The organism is Pseudomonas tensinigenes, assembly GCF_014268445.2.
Lineage (GTDB): Bacteria > Pseudomonadota > Gammaproteobacteria > Pseudomonadales > Pseudomonadaceae > Aquipseudomonas > Aquipseudomonas tensinigenes.
In genome coordinates, this window is the sequence record NZ_CP077089.1 from 982,081 (window position 1) to 999,961 (window position 17,881).

18 protein-coding genes are annotated in these 17,881 nt (G+C 60.8%); 8 read left to right on the forward strand and 10 right to left on the reverse strand.

The window, feature by feature from the left end; all coding sequences use genetic code 11:
- Positions 1-43 precede the first annotated feature (43 nt).
- Positions 44-337 (reverse strand): hypothetical protein, encoded by a 294-nt coding sequence (locus tag HU718_RS04210; protein WP_064388791.1) that lies wholly within the window; start codon positions 335-337, stop codon positions 44-46.
- A 245-nt stretch (positions 338-582) separates the two neighbouring features.
- Here HU718_RS04210 and HU718_RS04215 point away from each other — a divergent pair, with 245 nt between their 5' ends.
- From HU718_RS04215 to HU718_RS04235, 5 genes are all read left to right on the forward strand, one after another.
- Positions 583-885: a MazG-like family protein gene (locus HU718_RS04215; RefSeq protein ID WP_034151553.1), complete on the forward strand. Its 303-nt coding sequence runs from the start codon at positions 583-585 to the stop codon at positions 883-885.
- Entirely contained in the window at positions 885-1,634 is a 750-nt protein-coding gene (locus tag HU718_RS04220) for a methyltransferase (RefSeq protein ID WP_150730313.1), read from the forward strand. Before HU718_RS04215 ends, HU718_RS04220 begins: the two co-directional genes overlap by 1 nt.
- Before the next feature lie 12 nt (positions 1,635-1,646).
- The gene (locus HU718_RS04225) at positions 1,647-2,261 is read left to right on the forward strand and encodes a DUF4136 domain-containing protein (protein WP_110719626.1); all 615 of its coding nucleotides are present in this window, start codon (positions 1,647-1,649) and stop codon (positions 2,259-2,261) included.
- 54 nt (positions 2,262-2,315) lie between these two features.
- Complete coding sequence (locus HU718_RS04230) at positions 2,316-2,873, forward strand: DUF4136 domain-containing protein (protein WP_150706232.1); 558 nt, start codon at positions 2,316-2,318, stop codon at positions 2,871-2,873.
- 237 nt (positions 2,874-3,110) lie between these two features.
- Entirely contained in the window at positions 3,111-5,099 is a 1,989-nt protein-coding gene (locus HU718_RS04235; RefSeq protein ID WP_186612823.1) for a pilus assembly protein TadG-related protein, read from the forward strand.
- Here HU718_RS04235 and HU718_RS04240 read toward each other — a convergent pair.
- Entirely contained in the window at positions 5,096-7,849 is a 2,754-nt protein-coding gene (locus tag HU718_RS04240; protein ID WP_186612821.1) for a PAS domain-containing sensor histidine kinase, read from the reverse strand. The two genes, HU718_RS04235 and HU718_RS04240, sit on opposite strands and share 4 nt — an antisense overlap.
- A complete protein-coding gene (locus HU718_RS04245) occupies positions 7,846-8,289 on the reverse strand; it encodes a TadE/TadG family type IV pilus assembly protein (RefSeq protein ID WP_102901622.1) in 444 nt (147 codons plus the stop codon). The genes HU718_RS04240 and HU718_RS04245 overlap by 4 nt, the downstream gene beginning before the upstream one ends.
- A 75-nt stretch (positions 8,290-8,364) precedes the next feature.
- Here HU718_RS04245 and HU718_RS04250 point away from each other — a divergent pair, with 75 nt between their 5' ends.
- From HU718_RS04250 to HU718_RS04260, 3 genes are all read left to right on the forward strand, one after another.
- The gene (locus HU718_RS04250) at positions 8,365-8,835 is read left to right on the forward strand and encodes an A24 family peptidase (RefSeq protein WP_186612819.1); all 471 of its coding nucleotides are present in this window, start codon (positions 8,365-8,367) and stop codon (positions 8,833-8,835) included.
- 126 nt (positions 8,836-8,961) lie between these two features.
- Positions 8,962-9,750: a response regulator transcription factor gene (locus HU718_RS04255; protein ID WP_186612817.1), complete on the forward strand. Its 789-nt coding sequence runs from the start codon at positions 8,962-8,964 to the stop codon at positions 9,748-9,750.
- A gap of 1,147 nt (positions 9,751-10,897) precedes the next feature.
- On the forward strand, positions 10,898-11,260 hold the full coding sequence (locus HU718_RS04260; RefSeq protein ID WP_186612815.1) for a DUF6124 family protein: 363 nt from the start codon (positions 10,898-10,900) through the stop codon (positions 11,258-11,260).
- A 116-nt stretch (positions 11,261-11,376) separates the two neighbouring features.
- Here HU718_RS04260 and HU718_RS04265 read toward each other — a convergent pair whose 3' ends face one another.
- Genes HU718_RS04265 through HU718_RS04295 form a run of 7 tightly spaced genes read right to left on the reverse strand, consistent with a single transcriptional unit; the run spans position 11,377 to position 17,863 of the window.
- Entirely contained in the window at positions 11,377-11,649 is a 273-nt protein-coding gene (locus HU718_RS04265; protein WP_150730310.1) for a DUF3613 domain-containing protein, read from the reverse strand.
- A 10-nt stretch (positions 11,650-11,659) separates the two neighbouring features.
- The gene (locus HU718_RS04270) at positions 11,660-12,382 is read right to left on the reverse strand and encodes a tetratricopeptide repeat protein (RefSeq protein ID WP_150730309.1); all 723 of its coding nucleotides are present in this window, start codon (positions 12,380-12,382) and stop codon (positions 11,660-11,662) included.
- A 22-nt stretch (positions 12,383-12,404) separates the two neighbouring features.
- The gene (locus tag HU718_RS04275; protein ID WP_095121988.1) at positions 12,405-13,289 is read right to left on the reverse strand and encodes a type II secretion system F family protein; all 885 of its coding nucleotides are present in this window, start codon (positions 13,287-13,289) and stop codon (positions 12,405-12,407) included.
- A gap of 1 nt (position 13,290) precedes the next feature.
- Positions 13,291-14,175 (reverse strand): type II secretion system F family protein, encoded by an 885-nt coding sequence (locus tag HU718_RS04280; RefSeq protein WP_150730308.1) that lies wholly within the window; start codon positions 14,173-14,175, stop codon positions 13,291-13,293.
- A gap of 18 nt (positions 14,176-14,193) precedes the next feature.
- Entirely contained in the window at positions 14,194-15,462 is a 1,269-nt protein-coding gene (locus HU718_RS04285; RefSeq protein WP_007914641.1) for a TadA family conjugal transfer-associated ATPase, read from the reverse strand.
- On the reverse strand, positions 15,459-16,649 hold the full coding sequence (locus HU718_RS04290; protein WP_102901613.1) for a CpaE/TadZ family protein: 1,191 nt from the start codon (positions 16,647-16,649) through the stop codon (positions 15,459-15,461). The genes HU718_RS04285 and HU718_RS04290 overlap by 4 nt, the downstream gene beginning before the upstream one ends.
- Positions 16,646-17,863 carry a type II and III secretion system protein family protein gene (locus tag HU718_RS04295; protein WP_095121996.1) on the reverse strand — a complete coding sequence of 406 codons (1,218 nt, stop codon included), beginning with the start codon at positions 17,861-17,863 and terminating at the stop codon, positions 16,646-16,648. Before HU718_RS04295 ends, HU718_RS04290 begins: the two co-directional genes overlap by 4 nt.
- Positions 17,864-17,881: the final 18 nt, after the last annotated feature.

Consider the following 17,881-nt stretch of genomic DNA (forward strand, 5'->3'; position numbering starts at 1 on the left):
TCTCCCTCCGGGAGAGGGTTAGGGTGAGGGGCTCTTCAACGGGTTAATGAATAATCCAGCTCAACAACCACAACCCCAGCAACAACCAGATGATCCCGGCAATGATCGACGCATTCATGAACGCGCGAATCGCCGACCACAACAACATCAGGCCAACGATCAGCGCGATGATGCTGATGATCGAGGTGTCCATGCCCAGCGTCTTCGCCAGACCGTCGACAAAGTTGCCGCCGGCATTGCTCAGAATGTTGAACAAACCACTGAGGCCATCAACGATAAAGCGGATGATCGAACCGAGCGCCTGGCCGAGCCATTCGAAAAAGCTTTCTACCTGCATGTGTGCATCCTGATGAAAGAGCTGAGCCTTGGGCCACAACGCGGGTGGCCGAGTTCCCTGCATGATAGAAGGTTTGCACCCATTCTGTGTGAGAGCGAGCCTGCTCGCGAATACGGTGGATCAGATAACTGCTGGGTTGAATGACACACCGTATTCGCGAGCAGGCTCGCTCCCACATTAGATCACCCGCGCCGCTTGCCTTTGGTGGGTATCCCCCCGAAGCTATACGCCTTCAGGAGAGCCCGATGAACCTTGTTGAACTGACCGAACGCCTGCACGCCATTCGCGACCGCAATGACTGGCGGCAATTTCACAGCCCGAAAAACCTCGCCATGGCCGCCAGCGTCGAGATGTCCGAACTGGTGGAAATCTTCCAGTGGCTGACGGAAGACCAGTCGCGCCAGCTGTCGGCGGACAAGCTCGCCCACGCCGGGCAGGAAGTCGGCGATATCGTCCTGTACCTGTTGCTGCTGTGCAGCGAGTTGGGGTTGGACATGAATGAAGTGGTGCGCGCCAAGCTCGCCGACAGCGAACGGCGGTTCAGCTGATGAGCGACCGGCATTTCGATCAGTTGGCGACGCGTTTCGCCGAAAAAATCTACGGCGGCGCCAAAGGTGCAATTCGCCTCGCGGTGTTGCAGGCTGACCTCGCCGAAGCGTTGCCGGATCGTCCGTTGCGGGTTTTGGACATCGGTGGCGGCCTCGGCCACATGTCGCTGTGGCTGGCCGAGCGCGGCCACGACGTGACCTTCACCGAACCGGCCGCACCGATGCTTGAAGGCGCGCGCCAGCGTTTCGCTGAAGCCGGGCAAACCGCGACGTTCATTCAGGCATCGTGGCAGGAACTGCTCGGCCAGCTCACTGAACCGTACGATCTGGTGATCTGCCACGCCGTGCTGGAATGGCTCGCCGAACCCCACGCGATCCTGCCGGTGCTGCATCAACTGACCAAACCCGGTGGCTGGCTGTCGCTGGCGTTCTACAACCGCGATGCGCTGATTTACCGCAACTTGCTCAAAGGCCATTTCAAGAAAATGCGCAAGAACAGCATGGCCGGGGAAAAGCAAAGCCTGACCCCGCAACAGCCCCTCGACCCACGGGAATTGGCAACGCAACTCGACGGCTTGTGGCAGGTCGAAACCCAAAGCGGGATCCGGGTTTTCCACGACTACATGCCGGTGGAGTTTCAGGCCCGCGCCGAACTTGTCGATTTGCTCGAGATGGAGCTCGCTCATCGTCGTCACCCAGGCTTCGCCGGGCTTGGGCGCTACTTGCACTGGATCTGCCGGCCGATCTGATCGGAGCGCGACATGAAAGCTCAATCCGGGTTATTGCTGATGTGTCTGGGCTTGGCTGCTTGCCAGAGTAGCAATCCCTACGTGGCGCAATCGCGACCCTTGCCGCCGGCGCCGGCGCAAGCGGCTAACACTTTCGACCGCAGCGCTTACCCGGCGCCGCCGCGTGATTATGGACGCTACCGCAGCTGGGCCTGGCTCAACGGGCAACTGCCGCCGGGCACGGCGTGGGCCGATTCGGCGCAGGTGGCCGAAGCGGTAAGCAACGCGCTGGATCAGCGCGGTTTGCGCCCGTTGCACGACAATCGCCCGGCCGACCTGTTGGTCAGCGCCAATCTGCGTCTGGAAACCCGTTTGCGTCAGGTCCAGGACGACTACGGTTATTACGGCGGCGGATACGGCGGCTATGATCGATATGGTCGCGGTTACGGCATGTACAACACGGTGCCGATCGTGCGCACCTATTCCGAGCAAGTCGTGGTGGTACAGGTCAACCTGTTCGACGCCGGCAGTGGGCAACCGGTGTGGAGTGCCAGTGCCGAAACCGCGAACAAGGGCAGCGAAATCGATCGCACCGATTCGATCCGCGAGGCTGTGGAAAAGGCCATGTCGGCGTATCCTCCCAGTTAGCTTCGTGCCCATTCGAAGCACCCGCAGGTTCATGTCTTCCACCGGAGAAAACCCATGTTCCGCCGTCTCGCTTTATTGGCCATGGCCGCGCTGCTCAGCGCCTGCGCCGCCAACCAGGTCAATCACGACTTCGATGCCAGTCGCGATTTTGCCGCCTATCGCAGCTGGAGCTGGAAAGACCCCGCCCTGCAATATCGCCCCGATGATCCGCGGATCAAAAGCGACCTGACCGAGCAACGCATCCGCCAGGCCGTGGCCGATCAGCTTGACCAGCGCGGGTTGCGTCCTGCGGCGGCGGGCGCCAAGGGTGATCTGAACGTGCAGACCTACCTGATCGTCGAGGATCGTCAGCAGCAAGTGACGACCAATTACGGCGGCGGTTGGGGTGGCCCATGGAACGGCTACTGGGGCGCGCCGATGTACAACGAAACGCGCAACATCACCTACAAGGTCGCGACCATCCAGATCGACCTGCTCGACGGCAAGGACGGCAAACTGGTGTGGCGCGGCAGCGATGAGCAGATGCTCGCCAGTAAGCCGAATCCGCAGGATCGCAGCAATGCCATTCGTGAGACGGTCGCCCGCATCCTTACCAACTATCCACCGCGCTGAATCCGTTAAAAATTGGGAGCTGTTGAGCTCCCATTTTTTTGTTCCACCATAAATTCCAATGTGGGAGCGAGCCTGCTCGCGAAAGCAGGGTGTCATTCAACTGTTATTTATCTGACACGACGCCTTCGCGAGCAGGCTCGCTCCCACAGGGATGTTTGTCTGTTCGAAATGGCGCGTTGCCATTAGGCGCGTCTACACTCAGTTGCACCAATGGAGCTAGCGGCAAAGGAGTGCGCCATGTCGCCTCGTTCGCGATTCAACGGCCCGGCCCGCCAGCGCGGGGCGATTGGCTTGATGGCGGCGGCCATCCTCAGTCTGGCGGTGGTGATGCTGCTGTTGGTGGTCGACACCGGCCGCTTGTACATGGAACAACGCAAGTTACAGCGCGTGGTCGACAACGCCGCCCTCGAAGCCGTCAGCCGTGGCGGTAATTGCCTGCCGGGCCTGAGCGCCGCCAGTTACGCCGGGCAAAGCGCCGTGCGCAATGGCTACATCGTTGATACCAGCAACACCCTCGCCACCACGTGCGGCACCTTGGTGACCGCCGCCACGGGCCTGCGCACATTCGCGGTGGATGCCACGCAAGCAGCAGCGGTCAAAGTGGCCGCCAGCCGCACGGTGACCACCAGTTTTGCCGGCGGCGTACAGGCTTTGTTCAGCGGCACACCGGTCGGTCTCAATACCACGCTCAATGCCTCGGCGGTGGCCGCCAAACCGCAGCCGACGGTGGCCCAACTGAATATTCGCAGCACCCTGGCCAGCATCGATACGGCGCAGTCGAACATCCTCAATCCGCTGTTCTCCGGGCTGCTCGGCGGCAACGTCAATCTCACGGCACTGGGCTGGGATGGCCTGCTGAACACCGACATCAACTTGCTCAAATACCTTGATCAGCTGGCGATCAATCTCAACGTCGCGGCGGGCAATTACACGCAATTACTCAACACTCAGGCCACGGTGACGCAACTGATTCAGGCCGCGGCGACGGTGGTGCAACTCAACGGCGCGACCGCGCAGGTGATCACTGCGCTGGGCCAATTGCAGGTGGCCGCGATCAACGCGGCGCCGGTCAAACTGGGCGACATCCTGCAATTGCAGACCGGTACGACATCGGCGGGATTGGACGCCAATCTGCAACTGCTGCAGCTGATTCAGGGCGTGGTGCAACTGGCCAACAGCAAGAGTGCGGTGGCGGCGACGTTGCCGATCAGTGTGCTGGGGCTGGCGAATGTCACGGTGCGGGTGAAAGTGATCGAGCCGCCGCAGTTTTCCGCGATTGGCGATCCGGCGCGGGCCAAGGCGAATCCGTTGGGGCCGGATCGGATTTATGTCCGAACCGCGCAGATTCGTACGATGTTGTCGGTGAACTTGCCGGTGCTGTCCGGGGTGACCGGGCTGGCCAATGCGGTTGTCGGGCTGGTCGGGACATTGACCTCTACGGTCAATGAACTGCTGCATCTGAATCTGGTGGCGGTACTGAGTTCGGTTATCTGCATCGGCTGCCAGCAGTTGGATCCTCTGCTCCTGCCGTCGCCGAGAATCGACATCAGTCTGGATGCTGGCGGCGCTAAAAGTTATCTCACCGATTACAGCTGCCCGACGGACACGACCGGCACCAAGAGCCTGACCGCACACACCGTCACCTCGATTGCCGATCTCAAACTCGGCAATATCGACGCCACCAATGCGTTTTCATCCGCTGCCGAGCCGACGGTCGCGCCGCTGGCGCTGATCGATTTGGGGATTGCCACGTGCTACAGGGTCGCCGGGCTCGGCAGTTGCGATCCGCACTCTCATATTACCTATGGCGCTGGTGGCATCGCGATCATGCTCGACACGTCGGTCGCGCAAAGCTCCCAAGACCTGCTGTTTTCCAGCGGTACGCCGTTCGCCACGCCGGCCAACCTCAAATTGCCACCGAGTATCCAGTCGGCGGCTCCGACCAATAATATCGTCGGCAGCCTCAGCAACACGCTGGCGGGGATCAATCTGATTGTTTACAAACCGCAGAGCGGCAACCCGTTTGGCGCCATTGTCACGGGCGTTGCTTCGCTGATCAGTGATGTCACCAGCAAATTGCTGCCAGTCGTGACCAGCCTTGTCAGCCCGTTGCTCGATCCGCTGCTGAACAACCTGCTCAAAGGTCTGGGCATCAACCTGATGGACGTCGACGTCGGCGCCAATATGACTTGCGGCCAGACCGGCAAGGCCTATCTGGTGATCTAGGCATCCGCGGCAATCGGCAACTCGATGCAGAACCGCGCGCCCTCCACCGAGTTGCGCACGCTCAACTCGCCGCCCATGTTGTCGATGATGCCGTAGCTCACCGACAACCCCAATCCGGTGCCCACGCCGATCGGTTTGGTGGTGAAAAACGGCTCGAAGATCCGCTCCAGCAGACGCGGATCAATGCCGCCGCCGTTGTCCTCGACCCACAGCCGTACACTCTGTTCATCGCGTTCAGCGTAGATCGCAATCCACGGTTTGAAGCTCGAGTCCTTCTCGCGTTTGCTCAGCAACGCATCGCGCGCATTGACCATCAGGTTGATCAACACCTGCTCAAGCTGATCGACATAGCCGCGCACTTGCACCTCGAACCCGGTCTCGCTGATGCGCAAGTCCACGCCTTTGCCGCGCATGCCTTCGGCCAGTAGCGACAGCGTGCCTTCGATGGCCGAGGCGGGGTTGAACAGTTGCTGCTCGATCTCCGAACGTCGGCCGAATACGCGCATGTGATCGACTACTTTCGCCGCACGCTGAACCTGCGCATCGATGCGGTTGAGTTTGTCGGTCAGGTAATCGACCTGCACATCGCCGTTGCCCAGACGCTTGAGCACGTTGACGATGGCCATGCGCATCACGTTCAGCGGCTGATTGATTTCATGGGCAAGCCCGGTGGCCATTTCGCCAAGGGTGGCCATTTTCGCGCTTTGCGTGAGTTGCTGCTGCGAGCGGCGCACTTCGGTGTTGTCGCGGCCCACCGCTTGCACTTCGATCAATTGGCCGTGTTCATCGAACACGCCACGATCGGACCAGACCCACCAGGCGTGTTCGCGGCCGGGCAGTTGCAGGCTGATTTCTGCGGTGCTTACCGGGTGCTCCGCCGTCAGTGATCCGAGACGCTGGACGAAGGCGGCGCGTTGTTCCGCGGACATCCAACTGCCGAGATCGACCCCCGGCAGTTGCTCCGGTGTGCATTCCAGGTACGTCGCCAGCGGCCGGTTGCCGAAGGTCAGAATCAGGTCCGGGCGGTAGCGACAGATCATCGCCGGCGAATCCTCCACCAGAATCCGGTAGCGCTCTTCACTTTTTTTCACCTGCTCGGCCGCCAGAGTCGCTTCGGTGACGTCCAGCCACAAACCAACCGCTTCGACCGGCAGGCCGAGGTCATTGCGCAGCAACTTGGCTTCATCGAGCAGCCAGTGATATTCACCGTGACGGTCGCGCAGGCGATAACGCGCGCGCACCGAACCTTCGCGCAACAACTGACGGCTGCGGGCGAAATACCGGTCGCGATCGTCAGGGTGAATCATTTCGATCAGTGCGCCGCTGCCGCAGTCCTCAAGGCTCCAGCCCAGCAAAGGTTGCAGGCTGGCACTGAAGAACGCCGGGATCAGCGCGCCTTCGTGGTAGTGCTGGACGTAAATTACTGCGGGCGAACTGGCGATCAGGTTGTCCAGCCGTGCATGCGCGGCGGCAGCCCGTTGTTGCTGGTTCTGGATATCGCTGATATCGAGCATGAAACCGGCCAATCGGCGAAACTTGCCATTGCCAATCACTTGGCCCTGCACGCGATACCACGTGGGCGCCTGCTCGTTATTACCACCGCGCAGGCGCACCGATAACGTCAGGGCTTCACCGTGTTGTTGCAAGGCTTGCAGACGGCTGCGCAACTCGTCGCGGTCGGCGGGATGGATTTGCGCCAGCCAGTCTTCCAGCGCTAATCCGCCAGGGTTCACGTTCAGGGCCGCCGCCAGCGCGGGGGCCAGTTGAATGTGGGCGTCGCCTGCCAAAATCTCCCACCAGCCGGTGCCGAGCAGGGTTTGCAGCGCTTCGATGCGTTCCAGTTGCAGGTGATGTTGCTGTTCGCGCAGGCGCCCGAGCAACGGCCCGGCGAGCGCGCCGAGCAGTGTCATCCAGTCGCGCTCGGTCAGGTATGGCGCGGCACTGTCCACGGGATAAAAACCGCAGAGCAGCCAGGCCACCACACCGCGCTCATCGCTATACGGCACCGCGAAACCTTCGGCACTGCCGAACAGGGCCTGCACCCGCGAATGTTCATCGAGGCCATGGTGTGCGCCGACGCGTTGCGGCGCGGCGCCGTTCAGGCTGTCCAGCGGCGTGCCCAGGCGCTGGCCGTCATGCCATAGATCCGGCGCATCGTGCGCGCGATACTGGCGATGGATTTGCCAGCCCTGTTGCTCATCATCGAGCAAGGCCAGCGCCAGACAGGGGATATGCCAGCGCTGGGCGATCATTTGCAATTGTTCGCTGACGATCACCGGCAAACGCACTTGGCTGCAGGCGCGTACCTGTTCACTGACCTGCCCGGCAATCAATTGGCAGACGTCACGGTGACGCGATTGTTGGCGTTCGAGCAGCAAGTCAGCGATGTCGATCAACTGCATCAGCCAGCCGTTGCCCTGCGGCTGCACCCAGCCGCGCAGGTGCACGGTTTGCTCGCCCAGACCGAAAAAATCGAGATCCAGCAAGAGCCCCTGCCACTCCCGTGGCCGACCTTCGATGGTCAGTGTGCTGTGGGGCAGCAGATAAGTGCTGAGTGGCAAGGGCTGATCTTGAGGTTTGAACTGCGCCAGCAGATGGCGCAGCGGGCCGGCCATTTGCACCACGCCACCGTCGTCGTTCAGGTACAGGTGCAAGCCTGTTGCGGGTGAGCCGAGTGGGTCGGGCAACTCGTGGGCGGCGGGCGGCGTGCGTTTGAGCAAGCGCCCGAAGAGCTTGTCCCCCGACGTCAAAATTGCAGACTCGATTTGGCTGTCAGGTAGGTGGGCAGATTGGGCACTGTGCCAACGACCGGAAGCACCAGAAACGGCATGACCTGATTCAACTTGCTGACCGGATAATCCACTCGCACCGTCAGCAGGCCTGATGCGCTGTACTGGCTGCTGGTATCAACGCCGATCACCAGGTTGAAGACCGGCGGAATCCAAGACAATTGCTGGGTCAGCGTGGCGTTCGCGGTGTTGAGCACGACTGTTGAATAGTTGGGTGTGTTGGGATCGACCGCGACACTGCGACGTACCGCTTCGGACGTGGCCTGGTTGAACGATTGCATCATCACCAAGGGCAGGCTGTAACTGACCAGGCCGTAAAACACGGCGAAAAAAATGATGAACACCAAGGCGAACTCGATCGCCACCGCACCTTTTTGCGACTTCCGAAAGCCGGTTTTCATGAGTGCGTCTACCCTGACTGTCACTGCGTAGTATCAGCATAGAATCATTCCGCAAAAATGGACGGTTTTTACCCGATGTACAGTTTTGTCCTCCTGATCTGGCTGGGGCTGTGCGCGGCGCAAGACGCTCGCCAGCGGCGCATTGGCAATGGCCTGACCCTCGGTGTGGCGGCGCTGGCGCTGGTTTATCTGCTGTGGACCGGCAGCACCTGGCTGGGCGCTGACGCAGGGCAGGGCGGCTGGGCCTGCCTGATCGCACTGGCGCTGACCCTGCCGGGGTTTTTCATGGGCCGGATGGGCGCCGGCGATGTGAAATTAATGACAGCTCTGGGGCTTGCGACGGACGGTCTGTTTATTCTCGGCGTGTTTATTGGTGCGGGGATCGCCAGCCTGATCTGGCTGCTGCTGGCGCCAAGAGTCTGGCTCCATATGAGTCAAGGGCTTAGAGAACGTCTGCGATATCTGGCGCCGGACATGTCAAAAAAGCTGCCATTTGCACCGTTCGTGCTGGTCGGTGCTGTGCTCGTTGTACTTTGGATCCATTAGTCGCCAAGCGCCACTAGTTCTATGTACATAGTCGGAAAGTACGTCTACTTTCAAAGTAACTGGTTATACAGCCAAAGGCTGACAGTACAGGAATGGTCAGCTTTGGCCTGGGACATGGAGTAGCACGTGAACAAGCTTACGTCTGCGGTAAAAGTCCTCGTGGTCGACGATCAGCCGTTGATTGTGGAGGAGTTGTGCGAGTTTCTTGAAAGCAGCGGTTATCGCTGTGTGCCGTGTGAGTCGAGTCAGCAGGCGATCGAGCGGTTCAGTGAGGACGCGGAAATCGGTCTGGTGCTGAGTGATCTGCACATGCCGGACATGGATGGCATTCAGTTGATTCAGGAATTACAGCGGCTGGCGGGCAAGCGTCGGGCGTTCGAGGCGATCATGCTGACTGGGCGTGCCGACAAGCAGGATGTGATCAAGGCGTTGCGTGCCGGGATTGCCGATTACTATCAGAAGCCGATTGATCTGGATGAGTTGCTCGAAGGTGTGCGACGTCAGGAGGTGGCGCTGCAGGAGCGGCAGAAGAATCTGCATTTGGGGCATTTGAATCAGAAGTTGCAGTTTTTGTCTGAGTCGATTGATGACCTTTATCAGGATCTGGACAAGGTGCGGCGTAGTCCTCCGTCGGTGGTTCGCGATGGGTTGGGCGGTGAGCCCGTTGAGGCTGAGGCGCAGGAGATGCCGGAGATTTTCAATCAGCTGTCGCCGCGGCAACTGGATGTGGCGCGGTTGGTCGGTAAGGGACAGACCAATTATCAGATTGCCTGTGAGTTGGGGATTACCGAGAACACGGTGAAGCTTTATGTTTCGCAGGTGTTGCGGTTGACGCATATGCATAATCGGACGCAGTTGGCTTTGGCCTTGTCGCCGAGTGCTTCTGCTTCTCGGCAGCGGGTTACGGCGCATTGACTTGGCGGCCTGTGGGCCGACCAGGTTCTTGGGGTTTGGTGTGTTTATCCGTTTTTTTGGGTGTTGCGGCTGGCGGTTCCGCCCTTACGGCGGGTCACTTTTTCAGACGCCAAAAAGTAACCAAAAGGCTGGGCCCCGGCGTTCGGCCCCTCGCTAGGGCTCGGGGTTCCTTCGTTCCGGGATCTATCCGGGGGCATCGCCTACGGTTTGCTTCGCTGCACCTCCTCTCGATGTGTTTGGCTTCGCCAAACGGTCGCTGCGCTCCCACCCCCGGATAAATCCCTCCACTCAGCCTGCCGAAGGGGCCAACAGATCAAAAGCTGCAGCCGAGCTAACGCTCATCCTGTTGAGTGGTTAGGAGCGGGTGAGGGGCTTTTGATCTGTTTCAGAGTCTGAATTCGACTCGGAATTTCATGTCGGCGTAGCTCTCCCAAACGACTCGATCAGTCCCCTCTCCCTCTGGGAGAGGGCTAGGGTGAGGGGCTTTTGATCTGTTTCAGAATCTGAATTCGACTCGATATTTCACGTCGACGTACCTCTACCAAACACCCCGGTCAGTCCCCTCTCCCTCTGGGAGAGGGCTAGGGTGAGGGGCTTTTGATCTGTTTCAGAGTCTGAATTCGACTCGGTATCACGTCGGCGTAGCTCTCCCAAACGACTCGATCAGTCCCCTCTCCCTCTGGGAGAGGGCCAGGGTGAGGGGCTTTTGATCTGTTTCATAATCTGAGTTCGACGCGGTATTTCACGTCGGCGTACCTCTACCAAACACCCCGGTCAGTCCCCTCTCCCTCTGGGAGAGGGTTAGGGTGAGGGTTGGCTTTTGCTGTTTAAAATTGTGTCAAATAACCAGAACCTTCCCACACGGTTTTCAGGTTGTCCGTCGGACGTGAGCTCTCTAGTCTCTGGCTGTCGCTGAACACTCAGCGATCGGGTGTGAGAACCCGGCAATTTATGGTCATCCAGTCCTTGTGCACGCATAATCGCCGCCAGCTTGTCTGCTGTCTGCAATGTGTCATGGCGGCTGTGTGCGGGCAGACTTCGGTCTGGCCGGGTGTCCATAACCGGTATTCTCACCCCGCATACAGCTGCCACCTTTTGCCCCGTGAGAATGGCAGAGGGTGGCGGCAAAGACTTTGGAGTTGTTTCAATGGACAAACTGATCCCCGACCCACCCCTCGAATCCACCACCCCGCTCGAAGAAGCCATCCGCGCCGACAACCTCGCCAAAAACCGCGAAGCGATCAAACGCGCTCTCGATTTCTACCTCTGCCCCGAACCTGCAAACCCCCGCCAACCGAGCACGATGTTTCTCATCCATCCGAAAATCGATACGGAAAGCCTGCTCGCCCACGCCTGCGAATCCCTGGCTTCGGCCAATACGCTGGCCGGTAACTTTGCCGATCAACTCGGCCGGCCCGAGCGTAATACGGCGCTGGCGATTCAGCAGATCATCATGCTGGCTGAACTGGCGGTAAACCGGGCACTGGATCGGGTCGATCCGCAGACCTGATCCGTCAGGCACACCGCGTCATCGTTCTTCGCGAGCAGGCTCGTTCCCACAGGTGGTGCATTTCAAAAGGTGGGAGCGAGCCTGCTCGCGAAAGCGCTCGCAAGGTCAGCACCTCACTAATTCTTGGTCTCGATCTTCCCACCCGCATCCGGATCATAAAAATCCGGAATCTCATATTTGTACTTCTTCAACCAGCGCTGCATCGCCAGATCCCGTTCGGTCGCGGTCGCCGTTTGTGGCTTCGGCGAGGCGGCTTTGTTGCGGCTTTGCAGGACCAGCCAGCCTTCGGTTTCCTGTTGTTGCGCCGAGGCGGGGCCGGCGTCGATGGCGGCGGCGCTGAGGGGCAGGCTGAGCAGGGTCAGGTAGCACAGGCCTTTGAAGGGATGCATGGCTGTCTCCTTATTTGAGCGATGACGGCAACGGCTCAGCGATGGCGGCCACTTGATTGCCAGTGGCGGGTTTGGCCTTTACCGGGGCTTTGAGTTTTTCTGCGCGTTGCTGGGCTTCGGTGAATTGTTGCGGGGTCAGTTTGGCGCGGCTGACGATTTCGGCGGCTTGTGGCCAGTCGTTCTGGTACAGCAGCAGGGTGACCATGTTCAGGGTTGCCAGTTGGTTGTTCTGCTTGAGTTCGATGGCGGTGAGGAACTCGAAGCGTGCGTCGTTGAGGCGCAGTTGGTTGAGGTAGACCACGCCGAGGTCGTTGCGGATTTTCTCGTCGGTGGGGGCCAGGCGGGCGGCGCGTTGCAGGTGGGCCTGGGCCTGGCCGTTGTCGCCGCGGGCGGCGTAGAGTTGGCCGAGGCCGTGTTCGGCTTCGGCGGTCAGGCAGCCGCCAAGCAGGCCGCGGTACAGCGGCTCGGCTTCGCTGCGGCCGAGCAGGCGATAGACCTTGGCTTTGCGCAGGCGAACTTCGCTGATGTTGTCTGGCAGGCTTTGCAGGTTGGCCAGGCTGGCGTGCAGTTTGCCGTCGCTGGCCAGGTCGTCCGCGAGGTTCAGGGCCAGCTCCTGCTCCTGGGTCATTTTGCTGCAACTGCTCGGTGACAGCAGCGCCGTCCACGGTGCTTGGCCGTCGGTGGCGCAACCGCCGAGCAGCAACAGACTTGCCATGACTATCAGTACTTTCATCAAACGCTCTCCATGAGCAAGGTCAGTTGGCGAATGCCCGGGCTATCGCGGTGAAACCCGGGCCGGCGAGGACGATCAGCAGTGCCGGAAACAGAAACAGCATCATCACCACCGACATCTTCGCGGACATTTTCGAGATGTATTCCTGCAAGCGGGTCAGGCGCCGGTCATCCAGCAGTTGCTTGAGCGCCAGCAGCGACTTCATCGCGCCACCGCCTTGTTGAATCAGTTGCTGGAGGATCACGCAGGTGTCAGTGAATTCGTCGACGGCGAGCATCACCGCGGCTTTGTTCAACTCCTGGCCGAGTTCCAGGCCAGAGTCGACACGGGTCAGGATCAGGCGCAGTTCGCTGGTCAGTTCCGGCAGCAGCTTTTGCGCTTCAATGCTGAGTACGCGCAGGGCTTGTTCGACGGCCATGCCGGATTCGAAGAGGATGCGCAGCAGTGGAATGAACGTCGAGACCTCCACCGCGATGGTTTTCTGCCGCCGCGTCGCTGCGTAAGCCAGCAGACGTTTGGGCAGCAGATAGCCGCCGCCGGTGGCGAGCATCGGCACGATCCAGCGGTTGTCAGCCTGGGGGAAAAACACCTCTTGCAGAAAAATCGCCAAACCCAACGTCAGCAGCGGCGTGCCGATCTGGCAGGCCGCAAACAGCGCGCGTTCATTGGCGCGGCGCCAGCCGATGCGGTTGAGCAGGGTCTGGGTTTCGCTGTCGATGCTCACCGAACGCTGGCCGAACTTGCTGCTGCCCAGTGCGCGCAGCCAGCTGCCGAAGCGGTTTTCACGTACCAGATGCCCTTGCAAGCGCTGATTGACCTGACGCACCCGACGCCGTTCGGTCAGCAAGTGATTGACCACGAGTAGCAGGGCGCCGAGCAGCAACATGAGAGCGGCGAGGTAGACCATGTCAGACGCTCCGTAACATGCGCCACAGCGCCAGGCTGCCGAACACTTGCAACACGGCAGCGCTGATCAGCATTTTCTGCCCGCTCGCGTCGTTCCACATCCCGAGCATGTAGCCGGGGTTGGTCAGCATGAAGTAACTCACCAGCAGCAGCGGCAACGAACCGAGCACCCACGCGGTCATGCGTGTTTCGCCGGTGAGCGCACGCAGTTGCCGCGCGCCTTGGTCGCGTTCGCGGATCAGTTTGATCAGGTTCTCCAGCAGCTCGCTGGCGTTGCCGCCGTAGCGATGATTGACCTTGAGGCCGAGGGCGAACATGCGCAGTTCGTCCTGTTCATAAAGTTCGGCAAAGTCGCTGACCGCGTCGGGCAGGCTCACCCCCAGTTGCACGTTGCGCTGGACCCGGCCCATGGCTTTTTTCAGCGGATCTTCACTGGCTTCAATGCCGCCCATGACTGCGTCGCTCAGGGTGCGCCCGGACTTCAGGCTGCGCACGGTGTGGTCAAGCAACTGCGGCAGTTGCTCGATCATCCGTTTGACCCGGCGCTGGTAGAGCACGGCGATGTACAGCCGCAGCGCCAGTGGCGGTACGAAGATCATCAGCAGCAGGCCGACCCAGTCGGCGAGAAAAAACCCCAGCGCCATCGCCAGCGCCCACAGACTCAGCCACAGGCCGAAACGCTCGGTCGGGCGGCCCAGTCCGGCACGCAGAAACATCCGCTCCAGTCCGACCCACACAGGTTTGTCCGGCGCCAGTTGCGGCTGTCCGGCGGCGAGACGGTTGAGGACTTTTTCCGTGGCGGTCTTGCGCAGGCCTTGCAGGAACAGACGGATCGACAGCCCCAGCAGCGTCAGGCAGATAACAATGAGAATGATCGGTCCCAGCATGCTCGGTGCTCCTTGCCGTCAGCCCAGATGGGCCTCGTGGCGCAGCTTGTCGCCGGCCGGATTGACGGCTTCGCGCAGGAAGCCGAAACCGCTGCGGCGGTCGAGGCGGAACAGGGTGTTGGTGACGTAGACATCTTCGCGAATGCCGACCACTTCCACGACCTCGCTGACGCAGCGGCGCCCGTCAGGCATGCGCGTCAACTGGATGATCACGTCGAGGGCGGCGCAGATCATCTGGCGCAGGGTGCGTTCGGCGATGGAGCGGCCGGTCAGGCCGACCAGTGTTTCCAGACGCAGCAAGGCATCCTGGGCGTTGTTGGCGTGTACGGTGCTCATCGAGCCGTCGTGACCGGTGTTCATCGCGGTGAGGACGTCGACCACTTCGACGCCACGAATCTCGCCGAGGATGATTCGGTCTGGGCGCATCCGCAGGGCGTTGCGAATCAGGTCGCTGGCCTTCACTTCACCGTGGCCTTCGGCATTCGGCGGACGGGTCTCCAGGCGCACCACGTGTGGGTGGCCGAGTTGCAATTCGGCGACGTCTTCGATGGTCACCAGACGCTCGTGCGGGTTGATCAACTGGCTGAGAATATTCAGCAGCGTGGTTTTGCCGGTGCCCGTGCCGCCACTGATCAGGATGTTGCAGCGCTTGCCGACGGCATTCTGGAAAAACTCGAAGATCGACAGGTCGATGGTTTGCATGGCCATCAGGTCGCTGCTCTTGAGCATGTCCTTGCGAAATTTACGGATCGACAGGCATGGGCCGTCGAGGGCAATCGGCGGAATGATCGCGTTGACCCGACTGCCATCCGGGAGGCGTGCATCGACCATCGGCGAAGACTCGTCGAGGCGCCGACCGAGCGGCGCGAGGATGCGCTGCATCACGCGTTCGACGTGATGCGCATCGATAAAACGCAGGTCACTCTGGTGCAGCACACCGTCGCGTTCGATGAACACCCGGTGCGGGCCGTTGACCAGAATTTCGGTCACCGACTGATCGCGCAGCAGCACTTCCAGCGGGCCGAAACCGGTGAGCTCGTCGACGATCTCTTCGGCCAGCCGCTCCATTTCGTAGCGCGATATCGCCAAGTGCAAACGCGCGATGTATTCGGCGACTTTGTCGGTGACAAATTGCGCGAGTTGCTGGCGTGAACCTTCCAGCAGGTTTTTCCCCGACTCTTCGAGGGCGTCGATGATGTAGCGATGCAGGACCAGTTTCAGGCCTTCGTGATCGCTGTTGCCGACGCCACTGCGGGGCGCCGCACCGAAGAGTTTTTCTGCGCTCATGAGGTGCCTCGCAAGCGGTCGAACCAGGTCACTTTGGGCTTGGCCAGGCCTTCGGAACGTTTCGCCAGACGTTCGCCGAGGGCGCGCAGGCTCTGCGTGAGTTTTTCTCGCGGGGCCAGTTCGAACAGGCTGACGCCCTGGTTTTTCGCGTTCAGACGAACTTCCGGGGTGAGGGCCAGCGTGGCAATCACTTCCAGGTTGAAGGTCTTGCCGAGGGTGTCCGAATCGGGCGCGACGTTGCTCAAGTAGCGGTCGATCAGCAGGCGTCCGTGGTCGAGCTTCATGCCTTTTTCGCGCCACAGATTGAGCACGGCAAGGTTGCGTCGGCAGTTGAGCACATTCTGATCGGTGTACCAGAGCAACTTGTCGCAGTGGCTGACAAAGGTGCGCAAGGCTTCGCTGTCGGTCTGCCCGGTGAGGTTCACGACGATGTGCTGGAAGTGCTGGCGCAAGGCGCTGAGCAACATGTACAGCTCGGCAGCGCTGGTGTTTTCCAGCGGCTCGTCGTTGCTGGCGTAGGCGAGAATCCGCAGGCCGGCTTCGGCACTGGTGAAGGCGCTGTCGATCAACGTGGCGTCGAGCCTGCGCAAGTGGCGCAAGGCATCGCCGAAGTGGAACGAACTCTCCAGCCCGAGCAGGGCGAGGCTGTCACCGCGCGGCAAACCGAGATCAAGCAACAAGGTTTGCTGACCGCTTTTTTGCACCACCAACGCCATGTGATTGGCCAGCAGTGCGCCGTCGGAACTGCTCTGCACGCCATACATCACCGTGAGGCCGCCCAGTTGCGTGTTCGGTGCCACGGGCGGCAGGCGTTTGCTCAAGCGCCGCACCAGCCCGGCGACTTCACTGGAGCGTGAACCGTAAGCGACAAAATCCCGGGCGCCGGCGCGCATCGCGTTGAGCACCAACTGATTGTCCATGCCGTCGCCGAGGGCCACGATCGCCAGCATCGGTTTGGCCTCCAGCGCGCCTTCGATCAACGCGCTCTGGGCGACCACGTGCTCGCGATCAAGGCCGACGAACACCAGATTGGCAAAGGTCACGTCCACCAGCGCCAGCAGTTCATCAAGGCTGCCGCCACCGGCGCTGACCACTTGGCCCAACGGTGCGAGTGCGCCTTGCAGCCACTCCAGATCGGTGCTGTTGCGGGTGATGGCGAGAAAGGTCTGGCTCAGGCTCTGGCTCATTGCGATAACCCGCTGCGCTTGTCGAAGTTGCCGTTTTCAAGGAAGAACATGCGGTAGAAATTCGGATCGTAATTACGCAGTTTTTCGCCCGGTAACGACGGCAGTTGCGCATCGGCGGCCAGTGGCTGGACCAGATGCGGGGTGACGATCATCAGCAGTTCGCGTTCTTCGCGCTTGATCTGCGAGCCTTTGAAAAAGGCGCCGAGCACCGGGATGTCGCCGAGGCCGGGAAACTTGTTCACTTGCGAGCTGTTGGTGGTGCTGATCAAGCCACTGATGACGAAGCTTTCGCCATCGCCCAGTGACACGCTGGTGTCGGTGCGGCGGATGGTCAGGGCCGGCACAGTGGTGCCGGCGATCTGCACGGCATTGCTGAAGTCCAGTTCGCTGACTTCCGGGGCGACCTTCAACGCGATGCGATCGCGGCCGATGATGGTTGGCGTCAGGGTCAGGCGGATACCGAATTCCTTGTATTCGATCGACACGCTGTCACTGCCGGAACTGGGCACCGGAATCGGGATTTCACCGCCGGCCAGAAAGCTTGCGCTCTGCCCGTTCAGTGCCACCAGACTGGGCCGCGCGAGGGTATAGGCGAAGCCGCTGGTTTCCAGCGCATTGATGATCGCCATGGTCTTGCCGCCGACCCACGAGAAGTTGAACAGCGAGTTGTCCACCGGCAGGCGTGGCTGCGGCACCCCGTCAATCGGCGGCAGGGTGCCGGGCGAGCCGAACAGAAAGTTACCGCGCGTGCCGATCAATGAGGCGGTGGCTTCCTTGAGTTTGGTGCGGCTGACTTCGACGAAACGGATGTCGGTCTGCACTTGCGACGGCAGGCTCGGGTCATCCGAGGGTAGGGTGGCGGTCATGGCGGCAGTGGCGGCGCCCTGAACAAAGACCATGCTTTGGCGCGGCTCGCTTGAACACGAGGTCCAGACCATCAGGCTGGTGGCGCCGGGCGCAACACCGGTGAGCAGAAAGGACGAACTGCCGTTGGCGTGCACGTCGGCGATTTTCGGATCGCCAATCGCCAGACGGGTGATCGCCACTGGCGATTGCACATCCTGCTGAAAGCCTTCGCCGATTTCGATCACCGGCGGCATGCGCCCCAGTGCCGAACAGTTGCCGACCGCCGCCAACGCGGCGTCCATCGACAGGCCCATCAGTAGCAGGGCGCGCAGCATGGGTTTGAATGTCGGCCTGGAACGACTCTGCATGCCCTTGGATCCTTGCGC